Source organism: Sphingorhabdus profundilacus (genome assembly GCF_009769755.1).
Taxonomy (GTDB): domain Bacteria; phylum Pseudomonadota; class Alphaproteobacteria; order Sphingomonadales; family Sphingomonadaceae; genus Sphingorhabdus_B; species Sphingorhabdus_B profundilacus.
Genome location: NZ_SDWJ01000002.1, coordinates 209,660 through 236,260, shown reverse-complemented (window position 1 = coordinate 236,260; position 26,601 = coordinate 209,660). Strand labels below are relative to the sequence as shown.

The 26,601-nt window shown below is 58.5% G+C and carries 26 protein-coding genes; 7 read left to right on the top strand and 19 right to left on the bottom strand.

Translation table 11 applies throughout. The annotated features are described in order from the left end of the window. The first annotated feature begins 3 nt into the window (after positions 1–3). Positions 4–363: a MerR family transcriptional regulator gene (locus EUU23_RS08970; protein WP_160353812.1), complete on the top strand. Its 360-nt coding sequence runs from the start codon at positions 4–6 to the stop codon at positions 361–363. Between the two features lie 821 nt (positions 364–1,184). On the opposite strand, the gene EUU23_RS08965 is transcribed toward EUU23_RS08970, so the two are convergent. The 3 genes from EUU23_RS08965 to EUU23_RS08955 are packed head-to-tail and all read right to left on the bottom strand — an operon-like array spanning position 1,185 to position 5,127. Beyond that, complete coding sequence (locus tag EUU23_RS08965) at positions 1,185–1,706, bottom strand: GNAT family N-acetyltransferase (protein WP_160353811.1); 522 nt, start codon at positions 1,704–1,706, stop codon at positions 1,185–1,187. Further along, positions 1,703–2,248 carry a SixA phosphatase family protein gene (locus EUU23_RS08960; protein WP_246156409.1) on the bottom strand — a complete coding sequence of 182 codons (546 nt, stop codon included), beginning with the start codon at positions 2,246–2,248 and terminating at the stop codon, positions 1,703–1,705. The genes EUU23_RS08965 and EUU23_RS08960 overlap by 4 nt, the downstream gene beginning before the upstream one ends. After that, positions 2,245–5,127: an ATP-dependent DNA helicase gene (locus tag EUU23_RS08955; RefSeq protein ID WP_425505120.1), complete on the bottom strand. Its 2,883-nt coding sequence runs from the start codon at positions 5,125–5,127 to the stop codon at positions 2,245–2,247. Before EUU23_RS08955 ends, EUU23_RS08960 begins: the two co-directional genes overlap by 4 nt. Positions 5,128–5,220: 93 nt before the next feature. On the opposite strand from EUU23_RS08955, the gene EUU23_RS08950 reads away from it, so the two are divergent. The 3 genes from EUU23_RS08950 to EUU23_RS08940 are packed head-to-tail and all read left to right on the top strand — an operon-like array spanning position 5,221 to position 8,269. After that, complete coding sequence (locus EUU23_RS08950) at positions 5,221–6,786, top strand: lysine--tRNA ligase (RefSeq protein WP_160353809.1); 1,566 nt, start codon at positions 5,221–5,223, stop codon at positions 6,784–6,786. Then, positions 6,786–7,304, top strand: a complete 519-nt coding sequence (locus EUU23_RS08945; RefSeq protein ID WP_160353808.1) for a DUF1003 domain-containing protein — start codon at positions 6,786–6,788, stop codon at positions 7,302–7,304. Before EUU23_RS08950 ends, EUU23_RS08945 begins: the two co-directional genes overlap by 1 nt. After that, the gene (locus EUU23_RS08940; RefSeq protein WP_160353807.1) at positions 7,301–8,269 is read left to right on the top strand and encodes a magnesium and cobalt transport protein CorA; all 969 of its coding nucleotides are present in this window, start codon (positions 7,301–7,303) and stop codon (positions 8,267–8,269) included. Before EUU23_RS08945 ends, EUU23_RS08940 begins: the two co-directional genes overlap by 4 nt. On the opposite strand, the gene EUU23_RS08935 is transcribed toward EUU23_RS08940, so the two are convergent. The 14 genes from EUU23_RS08935 to EUU23_RS08870 all read right to left on the bottom strand — a co-directional run bounded on the left by EUU23_RS08935 (position 8,247) and on the right by EUU23_RS08870 (position 22,275). Continuing rightward, positions 8,247–9,305, bottom strand: a complete 1,059-nt coding sequence (locus EUU23_RS08935; RefSeq protein WP_160353806.1) for a fatty acid desaturase family protein — start codon at positions 9,303–9,305, stop codon at positions 8,247–8,249. The two genes, EUU23_RS08940 and EUU23_RS08935, sit on opposite strands and share 23 nt — an antisense overlap. A gap of 60 nt (positions 9,306–9,365) precedes the next feature. After that, the gene (locus EUU23_RS08930; RefSeq protein WP_160353805.1) at positions 9,366–9,869 is read right to left on the bottom strand and encodes a rhodanese-like domain-containing protein; all 504 of its coding nucleotides are present in this window, start codon (positions 9,867–9,869) and stop codon (positions 9,366–9,368) included. 87 nt (positions 9,870–9,956) lie between these two features. Continuing rightward, the gene (locus EUU23_RS08925; RefSeq protein WP_160353804.1) at positions 9,957–10,850 is read right to left on the bottom strand and encodes an alpha/beta hydrolase fold domain-containing protein; all 894 of its coding nucleotides are present in this window, start codon (positions 10,848–10,850) and stop codon (positions 9,957–9,959) included. 23 nt (positions 10,851–10,873) lie between these two features. After that, the gene (locus tag EUU23_RS08920) at positions 10,874–12,412 is read right to left on the bottom strand and encodes a DUF1570 domain-containing protein (protein WP_160353803.1); all 1,539 of its coding nucleotides are present in this window, start codon (positions 12,410–12,412) and stop codon (positions 10,874–10,876) included. Positions 12,413–12,457: 45 nt separating this feature from the next. Further along, positions 12,458–14,290, bottom strand: a complete 1,833-nt coding sequence (locus EUU23_RS08915) for a DUF885 domain-containing protein (RefSeq protein ID WP_425505119.1) — start codon at positions 14,288–14,290, stop codon at positions 12,458–12,460. Between the two features lie 90 nt (positions 14,291–14,380). Beyond that, positions 14,381–15,085: a prolyl hydroxylase family protein gene (locus EUU23_RS08910; protein WP_160353802.1), complete on the bottom strand. Its 705-nt coding sequence runs from the start codon at positions 15,083–15,085 to the stop codon at positions 14,381–14,383. Between the two features lie 12 nt (positions 15,086–15,097). Next, positions 15,098–16,366, bottom strand: coding sequence for a metal-dependent hydrolase family protein (locus EUU23_RS08905; protein ID WP_160353801.1), 1,269 nt, complete (start codon positions 16,364–16,366; stop codon positions 15,098–15,100). Between the two features lie 112 nt (positions 16,367–16,478). Further along, positions 16,479–17,210 (bottom strand): RcnB family protein, encoded by a 732-nt coding sequence (locus EUU23_RS08900; protein WP_246156407.1) that lies wholly within the window; start codon positions 17,208–17,210, stop codon positions 16,479–16,481. Positions 17,211–17,660: 450 nt separating this feature from the next. Beyond that, complete coding sequence (locus EUU23_RS08895; RefSeq protein WP_160353799.1) at positions 17,661–17,984, bottom strand: GIY-YIG nuclease family protein; 324 nt, start codon at positions 17,982–17,984, stop codon at positions 17,661–17,663. A gap of 330 nt (positions 17,985–18,314) precedes the next feature. Further along, positions 18,315–19,004, bottom strand: a complete 690-nt coding sequence (locus tag EUU23_RS08890; RefSeq protein ID WP_160353798.1) for a M15 family metallopeptidase — start codon at positions 19,002–19,004, stop codon at positions 18,315–18,317. Then, positions 19,004–20,353 (bottom strand): acetyl-CoA carboxylase biotin carboxylase subunit, encoded by a 1,350-nt coding sequence (gene accC, locus EUU23_RS08885; RefSeq protein WP_160353797.1) that lies wholly within the window; start codon positions 20,351–20,353, stop codon positions 19,004–19,006. The genes EUU23_RS08890 and accC overlap by 1 nt, the downstream gene beginning before the upstream one ends. Before the next feature lie 2 nt (positions 20,354–20,355). Further along, on the bottom strand, positions 20,356–20,835 hold the full coding sequence (gene accB, locus EUU23_RS08880) for an acetyl-CoA carboxylase biotin carboxyl carrier protein (RefSeq protein ID WP_246156402.1): 480 nt from the start codon (positions 20,833–20,835) through the stop codon (positions 20,356–20,358). Between the two features lie 45 nt (positions 20,836–20,880). Then, positions 20,881–21,315 (bottom strand): type II 3-dehydroquinate dehydratase, encoded by a 435-nt coding sequence (gene aroQ / locus EUU23_RS08875; protein WP_160353796.1) that lies wholly within the window; start codon positions 21,313–21,315, stop codon positions 20,881–20,883. Positions 21,316–21,330: 15 nt separating this feature from the next. Next, complete coding sequence (locus EUU23_RS08870; RefSeq protein ID WP_160353795.1) at positions 21,331–22,275, bottom strand: DUF481 domain-containing protein; 945 nt, start codon at positions 22,273–22,275, stop codon at positions 21,331–21,333. Positions 22,276–22,355: 80 nt separating this feature from the next. On the opposite strand from EUU23_RS08870, the gene thiS reads away from it, so the two are divergent. Beyond that, positions 22,356–23,351: a sulfur carrier protein ThiS gene (gene thiS / locus EUU23_RS08865; protein ID WP_281346887.1), complete on the top strand. Its 996-nt coding sequence runs from the start codon at positions 22,356–22,358 to the stop codon at positions 23,349–23,351. A gap of 274 nt (positions 23,352–23,625) precedes the next feature. After that, positions 23,626–23,946: a UrcA family protein gene (locus EUU23_RS08860; protein ID WP_160353794.1), complete on the top strand. Its 321-nt coding sequence runs from the start codon at positions 23,626–23,628 to the stop codon at positions 23,944–23,946. A 39-nt stretch (positions 23,947–23,985) separates the two neighbouring features. Here EUU23_RS08860 and EUU23_RS08855 read toward each other — a convergent pair whose 3' ends face one another. Next, positions 23,986–24,726, bottom strand: coding sequence for a LytR/AlgR family response regulator transcription factor (locus tag EUU23_RS08855; protein WP_246156399.1), 741 nt, complete (start codon positions 24,724–24,726; stop codon positions 23,986–23,988). After that, the gene (locus EUU23_RS08850) at positions 24,723–25,850 is read right to left on the bottom strand and encodes a sensor histidine kinase (protein WP_160353793.1); all 1,128 of its coding nucleotides are present in this window, start codon (positions 25,848–25,850) and stop codon (positions 24,723–24,725) included. Before EUU23_RS08850 ends, EUU23_RS08855 begins: the two co-directional genes overlap by 4 nt. Before the next feature lie 164 nt (positions 25,851–26,014). Between EUU23_RS08850 and EUU23_RS08845 the strand changes: the two genes are divergently transcribed. After that, the gene (locus EUU23_RS08845; protein ID WP_160353792.1) at positions 26,015–26,572 is read left to right on the top strand and encodes a hypothetical protein; all 558 of its coding nucleotides are present in this window, start codon (positions 26,015–26,017) and stop codon (positions 26,570–26,572) included. Positions 26,573–26,601 lie beyond the last annotated feature (29 nt).

The window sequence follows — 26,601 nt, the reverse complement described above, 5'->3', positions numbered from 1 at the left end:
AATATGACAGAAAAGTCCGCCGATGCCTTCCGTACAATTGGTGAAATGGCGGAGGCACTTGGCGTTCGCACACATATATTGCGCTATTGGGAAGAACAGTTCCCGATGCTCAAACCGTTGACGCGGGCCGGGGGACGACGACTGTACCGGCCGGAGGATGTGGCGTTGCTGCAAAGAATCCATCGGTTGCTGCACAGTGAAGGCTATACGATAAAAGGCGCGCGGAAATTTCTGGCGGCAAATGGCGCAAAAGCCACGTCTGCGCGAAAGGCAGACGCTGCGCCCGCCTCCGATGCTACAATGGACATCGGCGCCCTTCGCGCCGTCCGCAACCGTTTGAACGCCGCGCTTCAAGCAGCCTGAGGGCTCCTCTCTTTTTTCCGCATCTTTCTGCATCGTCACCCTGAACTTGGTTCACCTCCGGTGACTGCGTTCCAGGGTCAATCTGTCTAACCATTCCGACCCGGTAAGTGACAACGCAAACCGCGACGCGCGGTTGGGTTTTCTTTAACGCAATGGGGGTTGCAGCACGATGGACCCTGAAACGAAGTCACCGGAGGTGAACCAAGTTCAGGGTGACGGGTTTGTGTCGGTGGAGAGAGAATTCGGCCCACTAACTCCCCTCCCGCGTGCGGGAGGGGCAGGGGGAGGGTGAGTCGGTGAGGCCCACAAGGCGGACCTGCGGCCCGCCCCCTCCCCTAACCCCTCCCGCACGCGGGAGGGGGATTGGCGCGTTCATTGACTCGACCAATTCTACTCTCTCCGCGCACTCCGCGCACTCCGCGTGAACCCACTAGCGCCGTGTTTTTGGTTCACGCGGAGTTCGCGGAGAGCGCGGAGAAGGTAGACTTCATTCGGAACCTTGGTTCCCATCCCGTCGAATCCCAACCTCCGTCACCCTGAACTTGTTTCACCTCCGGTGACTGCGTTCCAGGGTCTTAGTATTGCGGCGTTGAAAACTAAGACCCTGAAACAAGTTCAGGGTGACGGTGGAATGGGGAGACAGGGTGACGGTGGTTGGGGGTTCAGGTTGACGGGGGTCTTTGATAGGAAAGGCAAAGCTATCGAGAACGGAAGGGCGAGTTTGCCCACCAACCTGCACCCCAAACGCAACGCCTTCTTCCTTCTATCCTTCTTCCTTTTAGCGAAGCCAAAACCGCACCTTCGCGGTCGACCCCCCAACCTCACACCAAGGTCTTCGCGTAGACCCTGTCCTGAAATTCCACATCGCCGACCATGAATATGGTCTCGCCGATATGGACGAACCCTGCCCGTTCATAAAAGGCAACCGCGCGCGCATTGCTTTCATAGACAGCGAGCAACAGGCGTTGTGCCCCCCGGTCGCGGGCGACCTCAACCGCCTGTGCCATCAGATCCCGGCCATTGCCGCCGCCCTGCCAAGGCCCGAGCAGGTAAAAGCGTTTCAGCTCCCAATCCCCTTCCTGCTGATACTGCGGATGTTCCGGGGACATGAGAAGGGCGTAGCCCACCGGCGCGCCGAGCGGCGTTTCGCCCAGCACGATATCGACATCGGGTTGCGCCAGCTTTGCCGCATAATAGCCCGCGCTATGTTCGGCATCGAGATGTTCGATCAGCGGCCCGCCCGGATGGTCAAAGGCAAAGGTCGAAAGGAATGTCGCCGCACCCAAATACGATAACGCTGCCGCATCGTCGGGTTCTGCCTTGCGCCAGTGTATCGGCGTCATTCGTCTTCGGGTCCCAATTCGGCGTCAAGGTCGCGGGGGCGGATGAAGTGGGTCAGCTTCCCGCATTTGCGGTCAATATTGGCCCAATTGTCGATGTCGAGCTCCATCCGCGCAATTGCGGCGGTGGGGTATTTTTCCCACACCAGATCGCGCAAGGGCGAGCTGCCGTCGTCGGGGACAATGTCAAAGACCAGATCTTCCATCCCCGGATTATGCCCGACCATCAGCACATCCTTATAATCGTCCGACTGGTCGCGCAGCACGTCCATCAGCGTGGCGGACGAGGCGAGGTAGATCCGCCGGTCCCATGTCGCGTCGATACGTTCGCCTGTGCCTTTGACAAATTGGTCGATGGTATCGATGACGCGGACGGCAGGGCTGGCGACGACATGGTCGAATGTCAGGCCATTTTCCTTGACCCATTTGCCCATGGTCACCGCCGCCTTTTCACCGCGCTTGTTCAAGGGCCGGTCGAAATCGCGCGGGATCGTGTCGTCCCAGCTCGATTTGGCATGGCGGAACAGGGTCAGGGTTAGCGTCAAATCGGATTACCTTCTTGCAGGGTGTTTGCATCGTCCTGCCGGATATTTGTTACGGGGGAAAGACCTGATTTTATCGCCGCCACCGCCTGTTCCAATGTGACGCGCCTTATGCTGGTTCCCGCTGGAAAGGCGGTGAGCAACCGCGACGGTACGGCCGAGGATAGCAGCACAAAATGCCCCTTGTCCCCTGCGCTGCGGATCAGCCGGCCAAAGGCCTGTGCCAGCTTTGCGCGGATGATGCGGTCGTCATAATCGGTGCCGCCATAGGACAGCCGCCGCGCGCGGTGCAAAATGTCGGGGCGGGGCCAGGGGACCTGCTCCATCACCACCAGACGCAGCGATGCGCCGGGGACGTCCACGCCGTCGCGCAAGGCATCGGTGCCGAGCAAGCTGGCGTGCGGATCGTCGCGGAAAATATCGACAAGCGTGCCAGTGTCGATGGGGTCGATATGCTGGGCATACAGCGGCAGGCCGTCGCGCGCCAGCCGGTCGGCGATCCGCGCATAGGTTGACCGCAGCCGCCGGATTGCGGTGAACAGGCCGAGCGCCCCGCCCCCCGAAGCCCCGATCAGCGCGGCATAGGCCCCCGCAAGCGCCGCCATATCCCCGCGCTTGATATCGGTGACGATCAACACCTCGGCCTGCGCGGCATAGTCAAAGGGGCTGGTCGCGCTGAAATGTTCAGCCGGGTGGTCCAGATGCACCGCACCTGTCCGCGCCTCGGCATTGGGCCAGTCGCCGCCGCTGCGTAATGTGGCCGAGGTCGCCAGCACACCGTGGCTGGGCTTCAGGACAATTTCGGCGACCGGCTTCATCGGGTCGAGCCAATGGCGGTGCATCCCGATATCCATGTCGCGCCCTTCGAAACGGTCGATGGCGAGCCAGTCGACAAAGTCCGCATCGACAGGGCCAACCGCCCGCGCCAGCATCGAAATCCACGCCCGCACGGTATCGATGCGCCAACCAAGGCTCGCCATCGCGCCTTCGACCCGCGCCCGCGCGCCGCCGTCCAGCCAGTCCGGCGGATCGGCAATCATCGCCTCCAGCCGCGTACCCAGCAAGGTCAGCGGTCGCGCCAGCGCCTCCAGCGCAACCTGCGTATCGGCAACCGCATCGACAACCGCTGGTGGCGGATCGGCGAGTTCGGTTTCCAGACCATAGCCGCTTTCGGCCAGATTGCTTTCGTCGCGGGCGAAAACCATGGTCCTGATCGCGTGCAGCAGCCGCTCGACCGGCCCCGAGGGCACCCCTTCGGCAACGCGGCCCAGCCAGCCATCGCCGGGCAGGGCTTCGGCCGCGATGCGCGCCATCTCGATCGCGAGGCCGCCTTCTTCGTCATAGGATGCGACATCGGCGAGCCGCGCCGCCAGCCCGCGCCTGCGTCCCCGCGCCTTGCCTTCGGGGCCGATGACCCATCGGCGCATCTCGACCGTTTCCTGTCCGGTCAGCGCGGCGGCGAACATCGAATCGGCGGCGTCGAACAGATGATGTCCTTCGTCAAAAATGATCCGCGTCGGGCGGCTGACCTCGTCACGGCCGCGTGCGGCGTTGACCATCATCAGCGCATGGTTGGCGATAACAATATCCGCCTGCACCGAGGCGCGCGCCGCCCGTTCGATGAAGCATTTCTTGTAATGCGGGCATCCGGCATAGATGCACTCGCCCCGCCGATCGGTCAGTGCGGTCGATCCGTTACGGCGGAACAGCGTGGGCAGCCAGCCGGGCAAATCCCCGCCGATCATATCGCCGTCGCTGCTATAGGCGGCCCAGCGCGCCACCAGATGCGCCAATGTCGCCGCCCGTCCGGCAAAGCCGCCTTGCAAGGCATCCTCAAGGTTCAGCAGGCAGAGATAATTTTCGCGGCCCTTACGGACCACGACCTTCTGTTTGAAGCTTTCGGGGTCGGGGTAAATCCGCCGCGCCTCGCGCACCAATTGCCGTTGCAGCGCCTTGGTAAAGGTTGAAATCCACACCGCGCCGTCGGCGTTGCGCGCCCAGAGCGATGCAGGCGCGAGATAGCCGAGCGTCTTGCCGATCCCGGTTCCTGCCTCGGCCAGCACCATATTGGGTTCGCCCTTGCGCGCGCGGGGCGCAAAGATGCGGGCGGCGGCCTGTGCAAAGTCGCGCTGCCCCTGACGTGTTTCGGCACCGTTGCCGACGAGCGATGCGAGTTGTGCCTGTACTGCATCGGGGTTCAGCGTCACCACACGCGGCGGGGTGCGCGGCGCGGTTTCCTCCCATTCGGGCAGCCGCGCGAACAGCCAGCGTTCGGGCTTTTCGGGCTTGGCGAGATGGCGCAGCACGATATTCGCCCACGGCCAGCGCACCCGCATCAACGCCTGCGCGCTGTCCCACGCCCCCTCCCGTTCGGGCCATACGGGGTCGGCCAATGTGGCGAGAAGTTTCTCCGTGGCGGAAAGGAGGAGGTGTGGAACTTCCTCATCATTCCATACGCCAGCATTTCGATTCACGCCCCCGCCGTCGCCGTTCCCGTCGCCGTCCTCGGTCCCGTTCCCGCCGCCGTCCCCGTCACCGTTCCCGCTCCCGTCACCCTGAACTTGTTTCAGGGTCTTAGTTTCCAACGTCGAAGGACTAAGACCCTGAAATGAATTCAGGGTGACGGAGGAGTTGATGACGGTAACAGGTTGTTGACGGGGAGTGATACCCAGTACATTGGCCAGCCCCTTGGCCGTCGGCACGACAAAACGCGCCGGATGCACAAAAGCGAACAGTTCCAGCACATCAAGGCCCGACAATTCCGCATAGCCCAGACGCTGCGCCACCAGGGGCGCGTTGAGCATGACCATCGGCGTCTCCGCCGCCCGTCCCACAGCGTCGCCCTTGCCCACGGTGCGGACCTGCCCATCGGGAGTGGCCATCCAGATACCGGCATGGCTTGCATGCAGCGCTGGAAAGGTTAGGGGAGATTGCATAAGCGCAAGAGTGGCGCAAATAGAACGAAAGAGCAACACGTGACTGACCTCCGCGAGATCGCAAGCCAATCCAAAGCATGGCCTTATGAAGAGGCGCGGCGGCTTTTGAAACGCTATCCGCAGGGCAAGCCGGGCGGTGTGCCTTTGGTGTTTGAATGTGGCTATGGTCCGTCGGGCCTGCCGCATATCGGCACCTTTAACGAGGTGCTGCGAACGACAATGGTTCGCAATGCCTTTGCCACGCTGTCCGATGTGCCGACGCGGTTGATCGAATTTTCCGACGATATGGATGGCTTACGCAAGGTGCCCGACAATGTGCCCAATCAGGCGATGCTGGCCGAACATCTTGGCAAGCCCTTGTCGCGCATTCCCGATCCGTTCGAAAAGTTCGAAAGCTTCGCGGCGCATAACAATGCGATGCTGCGCGATTTTCTGGACCAGTTCGGGTTCGAATATGACTTTATTTCCTCGTCCAGCCAATATGAAAGCGGTGCTTTTGACGACGCGTTGAAGGGCGTTTTGCGCCATTATCAAGCGATTATGGACATCATGCTGCCGACGCTTCGCAAAGAACGCGCCGCGACCTATTCGCCGGTCCTGCCGATCAGTGAAAAGAGCGGCATTGTCCTGCAGGTACCCGTCGAGGTCGTCGATGCCGAGGCGGGCCTGATCGCGTTTGACGATGATGGCGAGCGCGTCACGCAATCCATCATGAGCGGCATGGCGAAGCTGCAGTGGAAGGTCGACTGGGCGATGCGCTGGGTTGCGCTCGGCGTCGATTATGAAATGTATGGCAAGGACCTGACCGACAGCGGCGTGCAATCGGGCAAGATCGCCCGCGTGCTCGGCGGTCGCCCGCCCGAGGCCCTGATCTACGAGATGTTCCTAGATGAAAAGGGCGAGAAGATTTCCAAGTCCAAGGGCAATGGCCTCGCGCTGGAAGACTGGCTGAAATATGGCACCGAAAACAGCGTCGCCTTTTACGCCTATCGCGAGCCCAAAAGCGCGAAGCAATTGCATCTGGGTGTCGTACCCAAGGCGGTGGATGAATATTTCCAGTTTCGCAGCGCGTGGCATGACCAGCCGGTTGAAAAGCGGCTCGGTAATCCGGTGCACCATATCCACAATGGCAATGTCCCTGCGGGCCAGCCACCGGTGACCTTTGGCTTGCTGCTCAACCTGGTAGGCGTAATGGGCGCAGGCGCGACCGAGGAACAGGTTTGGACCTATCTTGGCAATTATGCCAAGGATGCGACCGCCGACAATTCGCCCGAGCTGGCCGAGCTGATCCCCATCGCGCTCGCCTATAACCGTGATTTTGTCGCGCCGACCTTGCACAAGCGCAAGCCTGTAGGCGTGGAAATCGCCGCCTTGCGGACATTGGACGCGCGGCTGGCGGAACTGCCCGCCGACACGAGCGCGGAAGATATCCAGAATATCGTCTATGAAATCGGCAAGGAAGGCGGATTTGAAAATCTGCGCGACTGGTTCAAGGCGCTGTACGAAACGATATTAGGGTCGAGCGCGGGGCCGCGTATGGGCAGCTTCATCGCATTATACGGCATCGCCAACAGCCGCGCGCTGATTGCAGAGGCTTTGGCTTGATGACATCCCGGACGGTCGACGATCTGGCGATGGAACTGCTCGGCAAATCGAGCGATGCGCTGTCGCCTGCCGAACGGCGCGTGCTCGAGCGTATCCATAAGCGGGAAACCACACAGGATATCGGCGTCGTCCACGAAGAAAGCGCGACCTTTGGCGAACGCCTGTCGGACCATGTGGCCGCGGTCGGGGGCAGCTGGGGGTTCATCATTGCCTTTGCTGTCGTCCTGTTTGGCTGGATGTTCCTGAATTCGCAGATATTGAACCGGATGGGGATGGCGTTCGACCCCTATCCCTTCATCTTCCTGAACCTGCTGCTTTCCACGCTCGCGGCGGTGCAGGCGCCGATCATCATGATGAGCCAGAACCGTCAGGCAGACAAGGACCGCACGGCGGCCGCGCATGACTATGAAGTCAATCTGCGCGCAGAGTTGGAAATCTTGCGGCTGCATGAAAAGGTCAATCATCTGATCGATCAGATGGACAGGCTGAACCGGCCAGATGAAGAGCGCGCGACATGACCGTGATCGCGGCCCGTCTGTATCGGGACGGCAAGATGGTAACCGACATCGATCTCACCAAGTCGATCCCCCATGTGGAAAAGCAGGGTGATTTTATCTGGATCGGCCTGCACGAACCCGATGACGGGGCGTTGAAACGGATACAGGAACATTTTGGCCTGCACTCGCTGGCGGTCGAAGACGCGTTGGACCCCCGGCATTTGCCAAAGATGGAACCCTATGGCGACCATCTGTTTCTGGTGGCCCGCACCGCACATTTGCAAGACGATAAAATTGAATATGGCAACACCGCCATCTTCGTCGGGCGGCAGTTCATCATCACTGTGCGCCACGGGTCCGAACGCGCGCATACACCGCTGCGCGCGCAACTGGAGGCGACGCCCTGGTTGTTGAAACATGGCCCTGACTATGTGCTGCACGCCATATTGGATTTCGTAGTCGACGGCTATTTTCCGGTGGTGGACGAGCTCGAAGAAAAAGTGCTGGCGATGGAAGACCATGCGGTCGAAACATTCCTGAACCGCACCGAGACGTCCCGTCTGTTTACCATGCGGCGTGAACTGTTCCGCTTGCAAAGAATATTGGGGCCGATGGAAGATTTGACCAGCCAATTTCTGAATCTGCATCTTCCCCAGATTGACGCCAATATTCATCCCTATTTCCGCGACCTTCTGGATCACATCCGCCGTGTGATCTACCGGGTTGAAGGTTTGCGCGACACACTCACCTCGGTTATCGAAACCAGCGGCTTGCTGGAACAACAGCGACAGGGCGCGATTACACGCCAGCTTGCGGCATGGGCGGCGATCCTTGCGGTGCCGACTGCGATTGCAGGCATTTACGGCATGAACTTTGATGTCATGCCCGAACTGCGCTGGGAATATGGTTATTTTGCCGTGGTTGGTGCGATGGCGACGATTTGCCTGTCGCTCTATATCCGGTTCAAGCGGGCTGGCTGGCTGTAACCTTACGCAGGACCGTGCGGTAATCGGGTTCAATCGTCATCCGGTGGTGATATTGCCCTTCGCCCAGCAAGGCATGGGCAAGCGGCAGGCTGTAACAGGGCACGCCCATGAACAGATGGTGCTCGCTATGGAAATTCACCCAATAAGGCGCAACGGTCGTGCGTTCGAGCAGCCCTGCATAGGTGGTGCGCGCATGGGAAAATGGGTCGTCGCTGCCTGTGGTGGTGCAGGCATGTTCCGCGATATTCCGCACACGCAGGAATAGCTGGAATGTGGTCGCCAGCGCGACCAGCCACAGCGCGAAGGGCAGCCAGCCCCAGAATAGCAATGAGACCGCGAGCAGCACCGCTTGCATCCCCAAAAAGCGGCCCACGGTGCGGGCGGTTGTTTTGGCGCCGTCGATATTCGCCACCGGCGCGTCGATGCCCGACCGGCTTTGCAGGTTGAGTATACGCCCCGCACTTGTATCGCGCTTGGCCGAGGCATCGCCCCGTTCGCCGCGCCACATCGCCTGAACCCCGCGCCATGCGGTGGCGAATTGTGCTGTACGTTGTTTGAAAAAGGTCTGGCCCGTCAGGTCGCGGATGAATTTGCGGCGCAGACTGGCGCGGCTGGTGGGGAAGGGCGCGGACAGCGACAGGTCGGGGTCCTCGGGCTGCTGCGTAAATTTATGGTGCGTCAGATGATAGGCACGATAGGCGTGAAGGTCGCTGCCGGTCGCGGCGCCAGTGAGCCATTGGCCCAGAAAATTGTTCATCTTGCGGTCGGGATGGATCAGGCCGTGCGCGCCTTCGTGCATCAATATGGCAAGACCCAATTGGCGACCGCCCAGAATGACGAGCGCCACCGGCGTTGCGATGAGGCCGGCAATCCAACTCCACTGCCACGCCGCCGCCGCGCCAAATGCGGCGAGCGCCACGACTGCCCACGCATGCACAATCAACCACAGCCCGCGCCAGGGCGAGACCGCCGTGATACGCATCCATTTTTCCGCCCCGAAAATCTGGCGGGGATTGGCGGCTTTTACCGCAGGCATGTTGACTCTCCGTACATCACGTGTCGAATATACAGTAAAGTCAAACGGACTCCAAATGCGCTACGTCACGGCGCTTACCCAACCGACCTTGGGCGAGTCCATGTCCACCGCTTCGCCAAGCTCGAATATGTTGCGATAGCCATAGCCATATAGGTTGACGAAAGTCTGGATATTGAGCGCCAGTTCTAACTTCTTGGTTGCGACGGGACGCCGGTTGTTGGTGAAGTTGTTGTTGCAGTAAATCAGGATTTCACGCGTCGGATCGGTACCGATTACGTCGGCAAGCGCCTCAGCGGTAAAATCGGGCAGTGGCAAATTGACGGCGCCCTCGATATGGCCCTCGGCAAAGGCCTGCGCCGACCGAGCATCGAGCAAAAGCACTCCGGGTCGAGCCGCGCGCGCCTTGAAATCGGCAAGCGGTATCAGCCTCTCGCGGCGAACCGGCGCGACTTCAGATACCAGTCCGGCATAACCATCATAATCGATCAGCGGATTACTGGTTTGCGCTTGGGCAGGTGCACTGGCGAATATGGCAACGGCGAACAGAAACGAGGCCCGCATCATTTATCCTCCTTCAAAATGAAGAAGCTGCATGCTGGCAATTGAATAATCGATGAATGCTAGCGCAAAAGCCGGGGGCGTCCAAATCCGCTACGTTAACGCGCTTGCGGCAAAGGCCGCCATCTCTGTCTGCGCTTCGCGCGATTCGCGGAAGGTGAAGATCGGCCAAACGTGCAGCATCGCCGGAAGTTCGCGATACAGGGTCGCCGGGTGCTTCGCTTTCAGGGCGCGTGCGTCGGTGACCAATATGTCATCGCCCCCGCCAAAGGCGAGGATCGGGGGCAGGCCATGCCATTGGCCGAATAGCGGGCTACATCGCGGATCGGTAAGTGGCAGGTTCGCGGCATAAATGCGTCCAGCGTCGGTAATGCCGCTGATCGTCAGGATGCCGTCGCGCCTTTCGATCCGCGCTTGATCGGGATGGGCAGGGTCAAGGGTGAGCCAGGGGCAGATCAGGATCAGGGCTGCGGCATTTGCATCGCCGGCGTCGCGCGCCATTTGGGCAAGGGCGGCGGTCAATCCCCCACCCGCGGAATCGCCCGACATGATAAAGGGTGCGCCGCCTTTGTCGTCGACATATTGGCGATAAAATTCCATCGCCCAATTTGTTATCGCCTCTGCATCACTTTCAGGTGCGAGCGGATAAAGCGGCGCGGTCACTGCCCAGCCATGCACTTGCGCCATATGCGCCAGAAATGCCCAATGCACATCCGCCGCCGGATAGACATAACCCCCGCCATGCCAATATAGAATATGGGCAGACGGTTCGCGGTCCTTGGGCGCAAGGGTCCAAACCGGCCGACCGCCAAATTCGCTCTGTTCAACATGAAGTTTGCGGCGTGCCTTGGCATTGGGTTCGGGCAAGGGCTGGCTGCGCGCCTTGGCGATATTTTGGCCAAATTGCGGACCGCCGGTAAACATTTTGCGGTATATGCCGGTGGTCCTCAGCACAAATCCGGTAATGCGCGCAATCAGGCTTGGCATGGGGTTTCTCCCTATGGGACGAATTATTTTCCGGCAGCGGGAACGGCGCTTTTTGGCGTGTTATCGGCAATTTGTGTATCCCACTTTTGCTTGATTTCTGCCAAAAATGCGATGGCGGGGTTGTCGTCACCCCGTTTATGCGGGTCATTGGCCAAAGGCAAAAGCGTTCGATAGGCGGTCGAATAGTTTTTTTCATCGACCATTTGCTGCACGACCTGCCAACGGACATTCTGGTCATAAGGGGCCAGTTGCAACGCGCGTTCCAGCCCGTGTGCGGCAATTTCGCTGATGTCCTTGCCCGCCATTTTCAAACTGCGATAATAATAGATCAAGGGTATGGGGTGATCGGTTTCGATCCGGTTGAGCGCCGTGATCGCCTTTCGAAGCTGTTTCAATCTGGCTTCAGGATTTTCCGTATTTTCAGCCAATTGTGCAAGCGCGTATATTTTCTGGACATGGGCATTCACCAAATTGGGTGCGGCCACTATGGCCTTGTCTGCCGCGGCCAATGCCTCTGCATAATGCCCTGAATCATGTTCGGCCTCGGCCAACGCTGACAACACTGCCGGATCATCGGGATATTTCGCAGCAACGGCTTGAGCGCGGGGTAAAAGCGCGGCGGCCATGTCGGGGTCGACGCCGCGTTTTGATTCCAATATGATGGGCATCGCCGCCGCCTCGGCTTCGTTCAATTTGCGAATCGTAATGGCGCCAACCGTCAATTTGCTAGCTGAAATCGGCAGATAGCTCATTTTGGATTGTCGCAGATAGGCATTCATCTCTTTGTCGAGCAGCTTCAGATCGCCGAAGGTTTTTTGTGCTGCTTCAAGCTCGGTCGCACCATTTACAAGGGCATTGAGATAGTTTTTAAGCTGCCCCGGTCGCTTCCCCGACATCTGTAGATAGTGAAACAGGGTCCAGCTGCGCCCGTAAAAATCATCATAGCCTTTGCTTTTCCGCTTGGCATATGTGTCGGTATCGAGCAGCTCCTCAATAGCGACGCCGTCGGCATATTGCAGTTCGCCAGCCCTGTGCAATGCAGGCAGACCAAGACCCATTCCGCCATCTTTTTCAAAGCGGGCGGTTGCGAAAAATTCGGCGAAGCCTTCGCTATACCAACGTGGAGTCGACCATTCGCTGACCCCGTGCATGACATGATGGGCATATTCGTGGAACAGGACCTGTTCGCTTGCGGAAATGTCTTTGCCTTCGCTTTCGACCCGCGAAATAAAGGCCACCGATCCGCCGGCGCGCGGTTGGTAAAAGCCGCGCAGCCAACCGCTTTTGTCGCCTGCCAGTTTCTGGACTTGGCCGGCGCTGCGAACAACATAGATTGTGACGCGGTTGGACGGGCTGGGACGTTCATTGGCCCGTCCGAGTAACCCGAGAAGTGCGCTATGATATCGTTCAAGCCGTTCGGTAAATTCGCGAACATCCTTTTCCTTCTGGTCGGCAATCACCAGAAAATGTTCGCTGCTCGCTTCATGCCATTCCGCACGGGCGGTGGCGGGCAGTATGAACGCCCATAAACAGAATAGCCCAACCGCAACCCAAGTCTTCATAAGGCCCCCCACCACCCATGCTGTGATGGGGGGAGCTTATTGTGTTTATTTCGACGCCGCAATCCAGTCGTCAATTTTCTTTTCGAGAACAGTCAACGGCAGCGCGCCGGTGTTCAGCACCTGATTATGGAATTCCCGAACATCAAATTTCGCACCCATCGCCTTCTTCGCCTTGTCCTTCAGACGCAGGATCGTGAGGGCACCAATTTTATAGGCCAGCGCCTGCGACGGAATCGCGATATAGCGTTCGACCTCGGCCGTGGCGTCGGTTTTGCCCATGTCGCTATTGGCGAGCATATAGTCGATGGCCTGATCGCGGGTCCAGCCCTTGCTGTGCAGGCCGGTGTCGACCACCAGCCGCATGGCGCGCAGCATTTCGTCCGACAGGGTACCGAAGCGTTGATAGGGGTCCTTGTAAAGGCCCATATCATAGCCCAGCGTTTCGGCATAAAGTGCCCAGCCTTCGACATAGGCGGTGTTGCCGCCAAAGCGCATGAAGGCAGGAAGTGTCTCATTTTCCTGCGCGATGCTGATCTGGAAATGATGCCCCGGTGCGCCTTCGTGCAGGTACAGCGTGGTCATGCCCGGCGTGGTGCGGCTGGGCAGGTCATAGGCGTTGAAATAAAAGGTGCCCGGGCGCGAACCGTCGGGCGTACCATTTTGGTAGCTGCCGCCCGCTTCATATTTTTCGCGGAATTCTTCATAGGGTTTGATTTCAAGTGGCGCCTTAGGAAGATATTTGAACTGCGCCGAAATCAGGCCGTCGACCTTTTTGCCAATGTCATAATAGCCTTGGGTCAGCGCTTCGCGGCTGGTGGGCTTGAACTTGGGGTCGGTACGCAGATATTCAAAAAATTCAGGCAGCGTCCCCTTGAACCCGACCTCATTCTTGATTTTTTCCATGCCGGTTTTGATCCGCGCCACTTCGGACAGGCCCAGCTTGTGGATCTCGTCGGCCTTGAGCGGCAGGGTCGTCGTTTGCTCGATCTGATATTGATAGAGTATGTCGCCGCCCTTCATTGCCGACAGACCCACCTGCTCGCGCGCCAGTGGCAGATAGCTATCGCGCAGGAAATCGCGCAGACGGGTATTGGCGGGATAGAGGCCCTTTTCGATAATGTCGCGATATTCGGCGGTCAGGCGCGCCTTGTCGGCATCGCTAAAGCTTTCGGGAAACATCTTGACCGGGCCGAAATAGGGCGACTCTTCGGTCGATTGTGCCAATTGGGTGTTCAGCTGGTCGATGACGTTGGTGATTGTTAATCTGGTTTCAAACACGCCGGTCGCCATCCCCTGCCGGAACCGGTCAATTGACCTGTCCATCAGGACGATGAATTCCTTATGGCGCTTCAGATTATTGTCGTAATCCTCAACCGTCTTGAACGGCGCTGCGCCCTGACCGCTGGCAAAGGTCGGGTAAAAAGTGTGGAATCCGGAAAAATGGTTCAGTGGGCGCACCACGGTCAGGTCCATGATTTCCTTGGACAGACCTTTGAGCGCGTCGATCTGGCCCTGCTTGAACACATCATAGGCAATCTTGTCGGTGGCGTTCAGCTTTTCGCGGTCGATCGTCTTCAGATTTTCCAGATTGGCCTCAGCGGCCTTTCGTTCATTGGCGAAATATTCGTCGCTGATAAAATCGCCAAAGCGGTCGGCATAGCGCATGTCACCGCGAAACAGCGCGTTCAAAGGATTGCGTTTCAGGCTGCCTTCGTCATCCGCCGCGAATAGAGCGACCAGCCTTTGGCCTTCGGTCTGTGCGGTTTCGGTTACAGGGGCGGTTTGCGCGCCCGCCGCAGTCGCCATGGACGCCGATAGTGCCGCACCGGCGAGCAATAAGAGTTTGAAGGATTTCACGAACATTTCTCCATAAATCATCGCGCTACCTGACGCAGCGCACCATGCCATTACCTTTTAGGCAAGGACGGTGCACTGCAACAGCAATTCGACAGACGGCATTTCCCGACGCTATTTCGGCGTGTTGATTTCCAGCCAGTTATTCTGGCGATACCATTTGGTGATTACATGTTTGACGCCCTTGGTGACCGGCGTTCCGCTGTGTAATGTTTTGTAATTCAGCGTGCCGTCGGGCTTCACATTATTCCACATCAGTAACATGCCCGTTTGCGGACGGACGCCTAGCCCGAGATGGGGGAATTCGGTTGCCCCGCCTTCTTCGGGTTCATTGAGGAAAATCATCCCGGTCCAGCTGCGCTGCCCCCCTGATGGTCCTTCCTGTTGCCAATAGCTTTGGCTGGGGTGGAAGAAATCATGATGCGCCTTGAATTCCTGCCCGACCTGATAGCGTTGCCCCTGCATGGTTTCGGCATAATCATTTTCGATGCCCAGCACATCGCTCATCCGCGCTTCAACCTTGGCAATGAAGGCATCCCACCGGTTGAGATGGCAGCTATAGCTGGTCCGAAAACCTGCCTGTTCAGTGCCTTTATAAAGCGTCGATGGCACGGCATCGGCATCGATCTTGCCGATCATCGTCTTGCAGTCCGCCTTGCTCAGGAAACCCTGATAGAGATAGAGTTGGGCATCGGCATGTTCGACCTGCTGCACCAGCGGGTTGGCATTTAACCGCTTGGTCACATGCGCCCCAATCCGGGCAAGCTTTGCCGGATCATTATTGGCGTCAAATTCTGTTATGGGCGTATCTGATAGCATATCGGGTCCGAATCAGGGAACGATGCGTCCTCTTACCATGACCCAGGACGGATTTTCGAGAGTGCTGATGTTCGTCAGCGGATTTTCACGGACCGCGACCAGATCGGCGGAATAGCCGACGGCGATTTTACCAATTTCATTTTCCATGCCCAGCGTCTTTGCCGCGACCGTGGTGGCACTGGCCAGCGCCTCTGTCGGCGTCAGGCCTGCTTTGACCAGCAGGGCAAATTCCTTGCCATTGCTGCCATGTTCGAACACGCCAGCATCGGTGCCGAACGCGACGGTCACGCCCATCGCCTTGGCCCGGGTCACTTGACGTCCGGCGGCTTCCAGCGCCTGGCGCGCTTTCACCTCGACCGTTGGTGTATAGATGCCCTTGCCCAGCCGCGCCCGCACCCCTTCGAGCGCCATCAATGTAGGGACCAGCACCGTACCCTTGGCCTTCATGACCTTCAGCGCGGCTTCATCGGCGAAGGTGCCATGTTCGATCGAATCGATCCCCGCCGCTGAAGCAGCCTCAATCCCGCGCGCGCCATGGGCATGGGCCATGACCTTCAACCCCAGCGAGTGCGCGGTGTCGGCGATGGATTTCATTTCCGCATCGGTAAAATGCGCCTCCAGCCCGCGGCCCTGTTGCGACAGGACGCCGCCGGTCGCGGTAATCTTGATGACGTCCGATCCCAGCCGCGATGATTTCCGCACCTTTTCGGCGCATTCCACAGGGCCGGTGCAGGTATATCCGGTGTCGAGTGCGGCCAGCACATCCTTGCGGAAACCGGTCACATCGGCATGCCCGCCCACGATTGACAAAGCCGGTCCTGCCGCGACGATACGTGGTCCGACAATCTTGCCCTCTGCCGTGCCACGGCGCAGGACAAAGGCGGTGTTCTGGGCCGAGCCTGCTTCGCGGACTGTCGTGAAGCCGGCCTTCACGGTCAGCGCGGCGTTCTTCACACCCATGACCACGCCCCATTCGTCCGGGTCGACCGCTTCGTCGCGGAAGTCGCCGCCGGGGTCGCCGGTCAGGTGGACGTGCAGGTCGATAAAGCCTGGTACGACGGTTTTGGTGGACAGATCGACAACGGCGTCGGCCTTGAAAGGAATGCTCGTTCCTTGGGCAATATCCTTGATACGGCCATCTTCGACCAAGATCACGGCCGGACCGGTCGGCCCCGTCACCGCATCGGGTATGAGGTTGCCGACCAGAATCGCCTGCGTTTCGGCCAAAGCCGGTGTTGCGGCGGCCAAGCTGATGCTGGCGAGCAAAACGGTGCGGATCATGATTATCTCCTTGATGTAATGTCAGGAGTTTGGTCAGCTTGACGCTATGTTACAAGCAAAAAAAGACCCGGGCAGTTGGGACGCCCGGGTCAATTTTGCAAAAGCAGGTCGCTTACCAGAAAAAATCGTGAATGGCGTCGACCACTCTTCCATTCCTGAGGTCGATCAATAACACGTCATCATAATAGCGCACCCAACGATAGGGGCCATAGACCGGCGGCAGGCGATAATAGGACGGATCACTGATCCAGTAGCGCGAGCCATAATATCCCGAACCGATGCTGATCCCTATGCCGAACCGGCGATAGCCGTGCCCGCGATAGGGCGAATAATAGCGGCCGGGATTATAATAATCATGGTGGCGGTTGCGATGTCCGCGCCAGTCATAGCGTCGGTCATTGCGCCATCCCTCGTTCCAGCGGTGCCGCCGGTCGTCATTGTCACTGCCCCAAGAGCGATGGACACCCCAGTTGCGTTCGCCACCGCCCCTCCGGTCGTCGCTGCGTTCCCGCCCGCCTTCATTATTGCGATAGCCTTCACGGTCATCATCGCGGCTGCGCTCTTGCGACCATGTGCGTCCAGAGCGTGGGACCTGCTGTTCCTGTGGTGCCGGACCTTCATTATCGGGACCGCGATCAATGTCAGCGCGGTCGCGCGTCCTTCCGCCACGACGACCTTCGCCACGCGGACGCTCGCCACGCATTTCATCGCCCGGTTGGAAAAGCGCGTCGTCGCTAAAGGCCCGAAAAGTCTGGCGTGGGACCGGTTCCACCGTTGCAGCCTGCGCCACAACTGGCGTGAGTAAGGTTGAAGTGGCCAGCATTGCCCAGATAATTTGCTTCATAATCTTTCCCCGATGCAGGCGCCCAATGCCCCGGCATGAATGCTTTAATGGCCGAGTCGTTCTGAAGCGTGGCTGAATTGCCCGTACATGTTCATGAAAGGAAGCGTTTTGATGAACGGGCATGCGGGTGCTCCTGAATATTGGACAGTGTAAACCGAACTAAGACCCTGGAACGAAGTCACCAGAGGTGAAACAAGTTCAGGGTGACGGGGTGGGGGAATCAGGGTGACGGTGGACGGGGTGGTTCAGGGTGACGGGACGGGGGAATCGGGGTGACCGGGATGGGAACCACAGCCAGCCCTCAATTCCACCCCGACATGTGGAAAACCTCCACCCCATCATGCCGAACACCCCCACCCCGTCATGCGGACAACTCCCACCCAATCATGCCGAACACCCGCACCCCGTCATGCTGAACTTGTTTCAGCATCTTAGTTCCCGCACCCCGTTTCAGTAAGTCGGCAAGGGCAAAAAGCCCAAATCCTCAGCGAGATCGCGCCATGTCGGGTTGGCGGCTGTCACATGGTTTATCTTCCACTGCCGATGCCAGTTCTTTAGCTGCTTTTCCCGTGCGATCGCTGCGTCCATGTCGCCGCAAACTTCGAACAGCACCAGCCTGTTGGCCTTGTATTTCTTTGAATGCCCGTCAAAATGGCCGTCGCGATGTTGTCCGATCCGCTTCATAAGATCGGATGTAACTCCAATATAGAGCGCCTGACCGTTGAAGCTTGCCATGATGTAAACGCATGGTTGAAAGTCTAGGCGACGCGCCATTTTTTATTCCATCGGTTCCGTTGATTTGGGGGGCAGTGTAAACCAGACTAAGACCCTGAAACAAGTTCAGGGTGACGGGGTGGGGTAATCAGGGTGACGGGGTGGGGTAATCAGGGTGACGGGACGGGGGAATCAGGGTGACGTGGTGGGGGAATCGGGGTGACGGGGCGGGGGAATCGGGGCGACCGGGATGGGGGGAATCAGGGCGACGGAGAGGAAAATCAAAATCAGTCCTTAATTCCACCCCGTCATGCTGAACTTGTTTCACCTCTGGTGACTTCGTTCCAGCATCTTAGTTTCCCGCCCGGCCGTAAACTCCCCGCTGGACCTTCACCCCACCTTGTCGAACGGAATATCCAGCACCGGAAATTTCTCCCACCCGGTAAAATCGAAATGCCACCATTCGTTGGACAGGCCGACAAAGCCTTCGGCCTCCAGATAGCGTTGCAGGCGGGCGCGGTTTTCAATCGCACCGGCGCTGGCACCCATATAGTCGCGATGCGCTTTTTCCGAAAAATCGTCAAAGCCGGTCGGCATGTCGACCAGTTCGCCGGTGGCAAGATCATGCAGGCTGAGGTCGACCGCGCAGCCACGGTTATGCTTGGATCCACGCTTGGGGTTGGCGACATAGTTTTTCTTCGGGCCAACGGGCGTTGCGTCCCAAAGCTTCTTCGTCACCCGCCATGGGCGATAGGCGTCGAAAATGGTGAGGCCGAAGCCTTCGGCCCGGGCGGTGCGGCTGGCGCGGACGACGGCTTGCGCCGCTGGTGCGGTCAGGAAGGCGCGGGCTTCGCTGTACAGGACGGTGCCGGTAAAGTTATTGGTGGTGGCGTAGCGCATGTCGAGGCGGATGGTGGGATCGATCTTGACCAGTTCGACCAGACGGCCCGGATCGGTCGCCGCCAACGACGTGGCCTTCTTGGCCGGAATGAAGGCAACATCCTTGTCCGGCCCGGCAGGGGCGCATCCGGCGAGCGGCACAAGAGCCATCCCCAGCGCCACCTGACGGCGGGAAAGCATTAGCCGGCGTCCTTGGCCAGCCATTCTTCGAGCCATTTGATCGTGTAATTGCCGTTCTGGAAATCGGGATCTTCCAGCAACTTCTGGTGCAGAGGAATGGTCGTCTTCATGCCCTCAATCACAAATTCACCCAGCGCACGCCGCAACCGCATCAGGCAGCCTTCGCGCGTCTGGCCATATACGATCAGCTTGGCGATCATACTGTCATAATAAGGCGGCACCTTATAGCCGTGGTAAAGCCCGCTATCGACGCGGACATAGAGACCGCCCGGCGGATGGTACCAGCTGACCGTGCCGGGTGAGGGCATGAATGTGACGGGGTCTTCGGCGTTGATGCGGCATTCGACCGCATGGCCGGTAAAGGTCACTTCATCCTGCGTGAACGACAGCGGCTTGCCTTCTGCCACGCGGATCTGTTCGCGCACGAGGTCGAGGCCGGTAATCATTTCGGTCACCGGATGCTCCACCTGCAAACGGGTGTTCATTTCGATGAAGAAGAACTCGCCATTTTCCCAGAGAAACTCGATGGTGCCCGCGCCGCGATAACCCATGTCGGCCATGGCCTTGGCGCAGATATTGCCCATACGGTCACGCTCGGCTGTCGACAGAACGGGCGAGGGGGCCTCTTCCAACACCTTCTGGTGGCGGCGCTGCAACGAACAGTCGCGTTCGCCCAAGTGCACGGCGTTGCCATTGCCATCGCCGAATATCTGGAATTCGATGTGGCGCGGGTTACCGAGATATTTTTCGAGATACACGGTGGCATCGCCAAAGGCCGCCTTTGCCTCTGACCCTGCTTGCTGCATCTGGGTCTCAAGCTCTTCCTCGTTGTTGACCACTTTCATGCCGCGCCCGCCGCCGCCGGATGCAGCCTTGATGATCACCGGATAGCCGATGTCACGCGCAATCGCCTTGGCTTCGGCCACATCCTCGATTGCGCCATCGCTGCCCGGAACAAGCGGCAGGCCAAGCGCACCTGCGGACCGCTTCGCCTCGACCTTGTCGCCCATGGTGCGGATATGCTCGGGCTTGGGGCCGATCCATTTGATGTCATGGCTTTCGACGATTTCCGCAAATTGCGCGTTTTCCGACAAAAAGCCGTAACCGGGGTGGATCGCATCCGCATGGCTGATTTCCGCCGCCGAAATAATCGCCGGAATGTTCAGATAGCTGTCGGTAGCCGAAGGCGGTCCGATGCAGATGGCTTCATCGGCAAGGCGGACGTGCATCGCCTCGGCATCCGCCGTCGAATGGACCGCGACCGTTTTAATTCCCATTTCATGCGCGGCACGATGGATGCGAAGCGCAATCTCGCCACGGTTGGCGATCAGGATTTTCTCAATGCCCATATTTACGCGATAACCATAAGCGGCTGGTCAAATTCGACGGGCTGTCCGCTTTCGACATAAATCTCGGTCACGGTGCCACTGTTTGGCGCGACGATGGGGTTCATGACCTTCATCGCTTCGATAATCATCACGGTGTCGCCCGCTTTTACCTGCTGACCGATGCTCGCAAAGGGCGCGGCGTCCGGTTCCGGGGTCAAATAGGCCGTTCCGACCATTGGGGATTTGAGCGCATTGGCGGCGACGGCCGGTGCGCTTTCGGCGATATGCGCGGGTGCGGCCTGCGCGGTGGGTGCAGCAGCAGCGACTGGCGCGGCGGCGACGGGGGCCGCAATGGCGGTCATCGTGCGCGACACGCGGATCTTGCGATCGCCGTCCTCAACCTCGATTTCGCTCAAACCGGTATCGTTCAGCATTTCGGCCAATTCGCGGACCAGATCGGTATCCACCTGCATCCCACCATTGCTGCCTGATTTTGCCGCCATTTTTTGCTCCTTGCGCCCCGAATTTTTAATGTGCTGCGCCTAATGTCAAACTTGTAACGCTGCGTCCAGCGCGAGTTGATAGGACTTTGCGCCATGTCCTGCAAACACCGCCTTCGCGCCCATCCCTACATAACTTAAATGCCGGAACTCTTCACGGGCATGCGGGTCGGACAAATGGACCTCATATACCGGCACTTTGATGGCCTTGATCGCATCCAGCAGGGCAATCGACGTGTGCGTATAGCCCGCCGCATTCAGCAGCACCGCCTTGGCGCCTTCGGCCTGCGCCTCATGCAGCCAGTCGATCAAATGCCCTTCATGGTTCGATTGCCGGAAATCAATCTCCGCCCCGGCTTCGCGCGCCTGATCATCCAGCATCGCGGCAATATCGTCGAGCGTGTCATGGCCGTAAATCTCCGGCTCGCGGGTGCCGAGCAGGTTCAGATTGGGGCCGTTCAATACAAAGATCAGGTCGGTCAAAATAGGGGCTTTCGCTTAAAAATCATATGTCAGTCCGATACGGGTGACTGTATCTGTCTCTTCCTTGCCCGACAATGGTCGGTCTTGGTAACGCAGGTCATAGGAAATCTGGGACGAAATCCGGCCGGTCAATTTTGCCTGCAGGCCGGTAACTGCACGGATCGTGTTGCTGTCTTCTTCTGCCACCAGCTCCATATTATTCGTCAGACGCACCTTGTCATTCATCTGCCAGCTGCTGGTAAGCGCGCCGCGTCCCGCAAGACTTGATCTTTCGATGCCTGAGCGGGGCCATTCCTTGCGATATGCAGGTCCAGCCTCCAATGAAATGGCGACATTCGGTTCACGCACCACGCGCCAGCCAAGTCCCAAGCTGGATGTCGCCCGATGGTCGAGCCCGGCCAGAACGTCACGTTCATATTCGATGATGCCCAGAGCATAATAGCGGTCGCCAATTGCCCAGTCACTTTGATAGGCGGCGTTCAGATATTCGCGCGACGTGCGGCCTTCGCTTTCCTGATAGTCGCCGCGCAGGCGGATCTGGTGCGACCAGGCAGTTCCGGTACGTTTGATCACGGCGCCGACGGTGATCCCGAAACTGTCGGTGTTGCCGCTGGTGTGAAATCCACCAAGATCGCCGCGTCCCGACCATTTGATCTGCGGCGGCGGAGCTGGTGCTGGCGGGGGAGGGGTTGGTGCAGGCGGCGGCGTGATCGCAACCGGCACAGGTTCGCTTTGCGCTCTTATGCTTTCAAGCGACAAAATCAGATTGTCGATGTCCACGCTTTGTGCAGGATAGGTCAGCCGCGCAAATTTAACGATGGCGGCCAGCTCTGCAGGATTGCCCTCGCGCGCGGCGGTTTCCATCATCTGCCGGACGGCCTCGGGAATTTCCGCATAAGCAGGCGTCGCAATTGCCACGCCGAAAATCGCGGTCGACAATGGGAAGAATATTCGCGCCATCAAGAGCCTTTTTGGCAAGCCGGGTTGCTATTGCAATTGCTCTCTTCCTATATGGGACAAATCAGAAAAAGCGAGATGTAATGACCCTTTCCACGATGACCGACAGTATTTCCATCACCCTGAACGGCGACCCGCGCAGCATCGCGTCGGGCCGCAGCATTGCTGACCTTGTGCGCGAAATCGGGCTCGACCCTGCCAAGGTTGCGGTGGAACGAAATCTGGAAATCGTGTCCCGTTCCACCTTGGCCGATGTTATCATTGCCGAAGGCGACCGCCTCGAGATCGTGCATTTTGTAGGGGGCGGACAGGATGATAGCTGGACCGTTGCGGGCCGGACGTTCACGTCACGGCTGATTGTTGGCACAGGCAAATATAAGGACTTCGAACAAAATGCCGCTGCTTTGGTGGCGTCGGGGGCCGAAATCATCACCGTTGCGGTGCGCCGGGTCAATGTGTCCGACCCCAAGGCACCGATGCTGACCGATTATATCGACCCCAAAAAATACACCTATCTTCCCAACACTGCCGGATGCTTCACCGCCGACGATGCGATCCGCACCCTGCGGCTGGCGCGGGAGGCGGGCGGCTGGGATCTGGTCAAGCTGGAAGTATTGGGGGAGGCGAAGACGCTCTACCCCGATATGCGCGAAACATTGAAGGCGACCGAAGTGCTGGCCAAGGAAGGCTTTCTGCCCATGGTCTATTGTGTCGATGATCCCATAGCCGCGAAGCAATTGGAAGATGCAGGCGCGGTCGCGATCATGCCCTTGGGCGCGCCCATTGGTTCCGGCTTGGGTATCCAGAACCGTGTAACCATCCGCCTGATTGTGGAAGGCGCTTCGGTGCCCGTGCTGGTCGATGCAGGGGTCGGCACCGCTTCGGATGCGGCCGTCGCCATGGAATTGGGCTGCGATGGCGTGTTGATGAACACCGCGATTGCCGAGGCGAAAGATCCGGTGGCGATGGCGACCGCGATGAAGCTGGCGGTCGAATCGGGGCGTTTGGCCTATCGCGCGGGCCGGATGGGCCGACGGATGTATGCCGACCCGTCGAGTCCCTTGGCCGGTCTTATCTGAAAAAACGACGTTTGCCGTCGTTCGTTTGTAATAAAATTGCCCAATTCGTCGTTGGTCGAACAACTTTGGGCGTTCGCCGCGACGTTCGTCGAACCATCGACTGTCTTCGCACTTAATCGAAAGTGTAATGCAGGGGCAACACAGTCCGGCTAATTCATCTCCTGCAGGTCGGGCTTGCAGAAATGCTCCCCAGCTACAGATGTCGGTCCGCCTGCAACCCTCTCCCACTGGCCGACGGCAATATGTCGCGGCTTGAAATAAAAGGATGTTCGAAATGGCTACCCCCAAGCTGTTTTCATTTGCATGTGTTGCCGCGTCATTGCTGGCGGTTTCAACACCGGCGATGGCCGAGATAAATACGGTCAAGGTAAAATATGCAGACCTCGATCTTTCGACCGCAAAGGGTCAGGACCGGTTCAAGGTCCGGGTAAAGCAGGCCGTCAGACAGGTTTGCGCCGATCCGCGGGCGACAACGATCAGTGAACGGATCGACCAGATAAATTGCGAAAAGGATTCCATGGCCCGCGCTATGCCAAAGGCAGAGCGGCAAATCGCGTCCTATGTTGCCAATCGTCGCGTTGCCTTGAGCCAATAAATATCGAACTGGTCCCGGCCGGCAAACAGCCGGGGCCAGTTACTTGCCAGCCAATTTTTTGACATCGGCCAGATATTTCCGGCCGATCCGCATTGAAAGTTCCTCGCCCAGCAAGGCGTGCCAAACGCCCCCGCCTTCGTGGCGCAGACCGGTAATCAGATCGCGGCGGACAATATGGCTGCGGTGGATGCGCTGGAACTGTTCGGGGTCGAGGCGCTGCTCCAGCGCCGAAATTGTTTGATGCAACAGATAGCTGCGACCGGCGGTGTACAGACGCATATAGTCCCGCTCCGCCTCGATCCGTTCAATATCCATTGCGGCAATACGGATCAGCTCCGCGCGATGTGACACCCAGAACTCGGCCGCATAGCTTGCATTGGGCTCGGCCCCCTTGTTCGTAACCGGCTGAGATTCACTATCGGTCGTGGCCCGCAAAATGGCGCGGCCCAGACGTTCGCTGGATACAGGTTTCAGGACATAGTCGATCACATCAAGATCGAACGCTTCGACCGCGAAATTATCATATGCGGTGACCAGCACAATCGCCGGCTTTTTGTCCATCAGCCCGAGTGCGCGCGCGGCGTTGATCCCGTCCATTTTGGGCATGCCGATATCAAGGAACACAAGGTCGGGTGACAATTGCTGGGCAAGGCGCAGGGCGGCAACGCCGTCATTCGCGGTGCCGACGATTTCGATAACGGGATGTTCGTTACACAAAATTTCAAGCCGTTCGATTGCCAGCGGTTCATCATCGACAATCATTGTACGCAAACGGTTCATGTTTTCACCCTGTGGCTAAGTGGCAGGGTCAATTTTGCGGTATAGCCGCCCCCCGAAAGCGCCAGCGTTTCCAATGTGGCCGCCGACTTATACCTTGCTTCCAACCGGTCACGTACATTGGCAAGGCCAATACCGTTGCCGCCGACATGGGTCGCGTCCATCGCTTCGCCATCGTCGGAAACGCTGATTTCGATATGGTCCTCTTTTAACACCGCGCCGATGGTGATGGTGACCGGGCGGTTGGTCCGCGAAACGCCATATTTGATCGCATTTTCGACCAAAGGCTGTAAAATGAGGGCGGGAACATGCTGGTTCATCAACGATGGCGGAATATCAAAATGGGTTCGCAGCCGGGTCGGGTGCCTGATGCCCTCAATTTCCAGATAGAGCCGTTGCAGGTCGACTTCCTCTTCCAGTGTTACATCCTCCAGCGGGTCGGATGACAGGCTTGTCCGGTAAAAATTGGACAGGTTTTGGATCATCGCTTCGGCCTCTTTCGGTTTGCCGGTGATGACAAGGCTGGACAACGAGTTCAGGGTGTTGAAAAGAAAATGCGGGTTGACCTGATAGCGCAGCGACCGCAGCTCTGCATCCTGCGCCGCTTGGGCAAAGCGGGATGTCTTGCGCTCCGCCTCGCGCACTTCACGCGCATAGCCGATGGCCACGTAGAGCGATGCCCATGCAATCAGGAAGAAATAGTGCGTCACGGAAATGTCGGCAATTTCCTGCCAAAAGGACAGGCCGAGCTTGTCTTTCAGATCCTCGACCGTCTTGCCGACATTCGGGTCCTTGAACAGACTGACCGGATCGTACAGGTTGAAGATATAGAAATTGGCCGAAGCCAGCAGCAAAGCCGCCGGGATCGCCGCCAGAAATGCCATGCTGACCCGAAAGCCGAGCGATTGGCGGTCCGCGAGGCGCAGGCCCAGATATAAAATCCACGTGACGAGTATGCCAACCAGCGCCACCATCAACCGACGTTCGAACAAAACGGTCTGTGCAGGAAAATCAAGCAAGGCGGCACGCAGCGACAGAATCAGGGCGTAAAAGGCCCAGAACCCGATGATGGTCAAAAGCGCCATTTGCTGGCCGACAAGCGCTTTTCTGTGCTGAACAAATTGCATTCCATGTCCTTAGCTTATTTTTCGGCCGTTGCACCCTATGCTGCGTTTCTTGTCGAAATGCCCGATTATTTGGTCGAATCTTTTGGGGCTAGCCGCGCTGTAAACGATTCGTTAACTACACTTCTGCAATGATACGGGTCGATGGTGACAGGGGATTTGGTGCCATGACAAAGAGCAGAAATGACGGGCCCGGGTTACTGACACTGGCCGAAATCAAGGAATTTGCGGGATTTAGCGCCGCCACGCAACGCTATGTGCGCCGGTCCCTTGATGTCGCATTCGACCGCAAGGACGCAATTGCCGTGTGGTCGCGCGACAAGGTTGAGGCGTCAACGATCCACGCGCAGCATAAATTTTACGACAAACTGCCCGAAATCCGTGCGCTCATTCCCGATTCCAGCTCGATCGAGGATGCCGAACCTTTTTTGGTACCGCTGATAACGGTGTCGGCTTTTGATCTTGGGCAAGGCCGTCTGGATGGATTTGCCGCCTATCGGTTCCTCTACGAACGGCTGATCGGTGCCGATGCGCGGCCATGGTTGCCATCGGCCTTTTGCGCGGCGGCTTCCATGCCACATTTGCAGCCCGAACGGCGCAAGGCATTGCTCCAGTCAATCAGCGAAGCAGCAGCCACCGCACCGGGCTGGTCCAAACGCCAACCCAGTTTTTACCCCGAATGGGTGGAAAAGGTCGAAGCGGATAGCAATAGCAGGGCGCGTTGATTTTTCGGTTCTAGGGTCAGAACCACTTA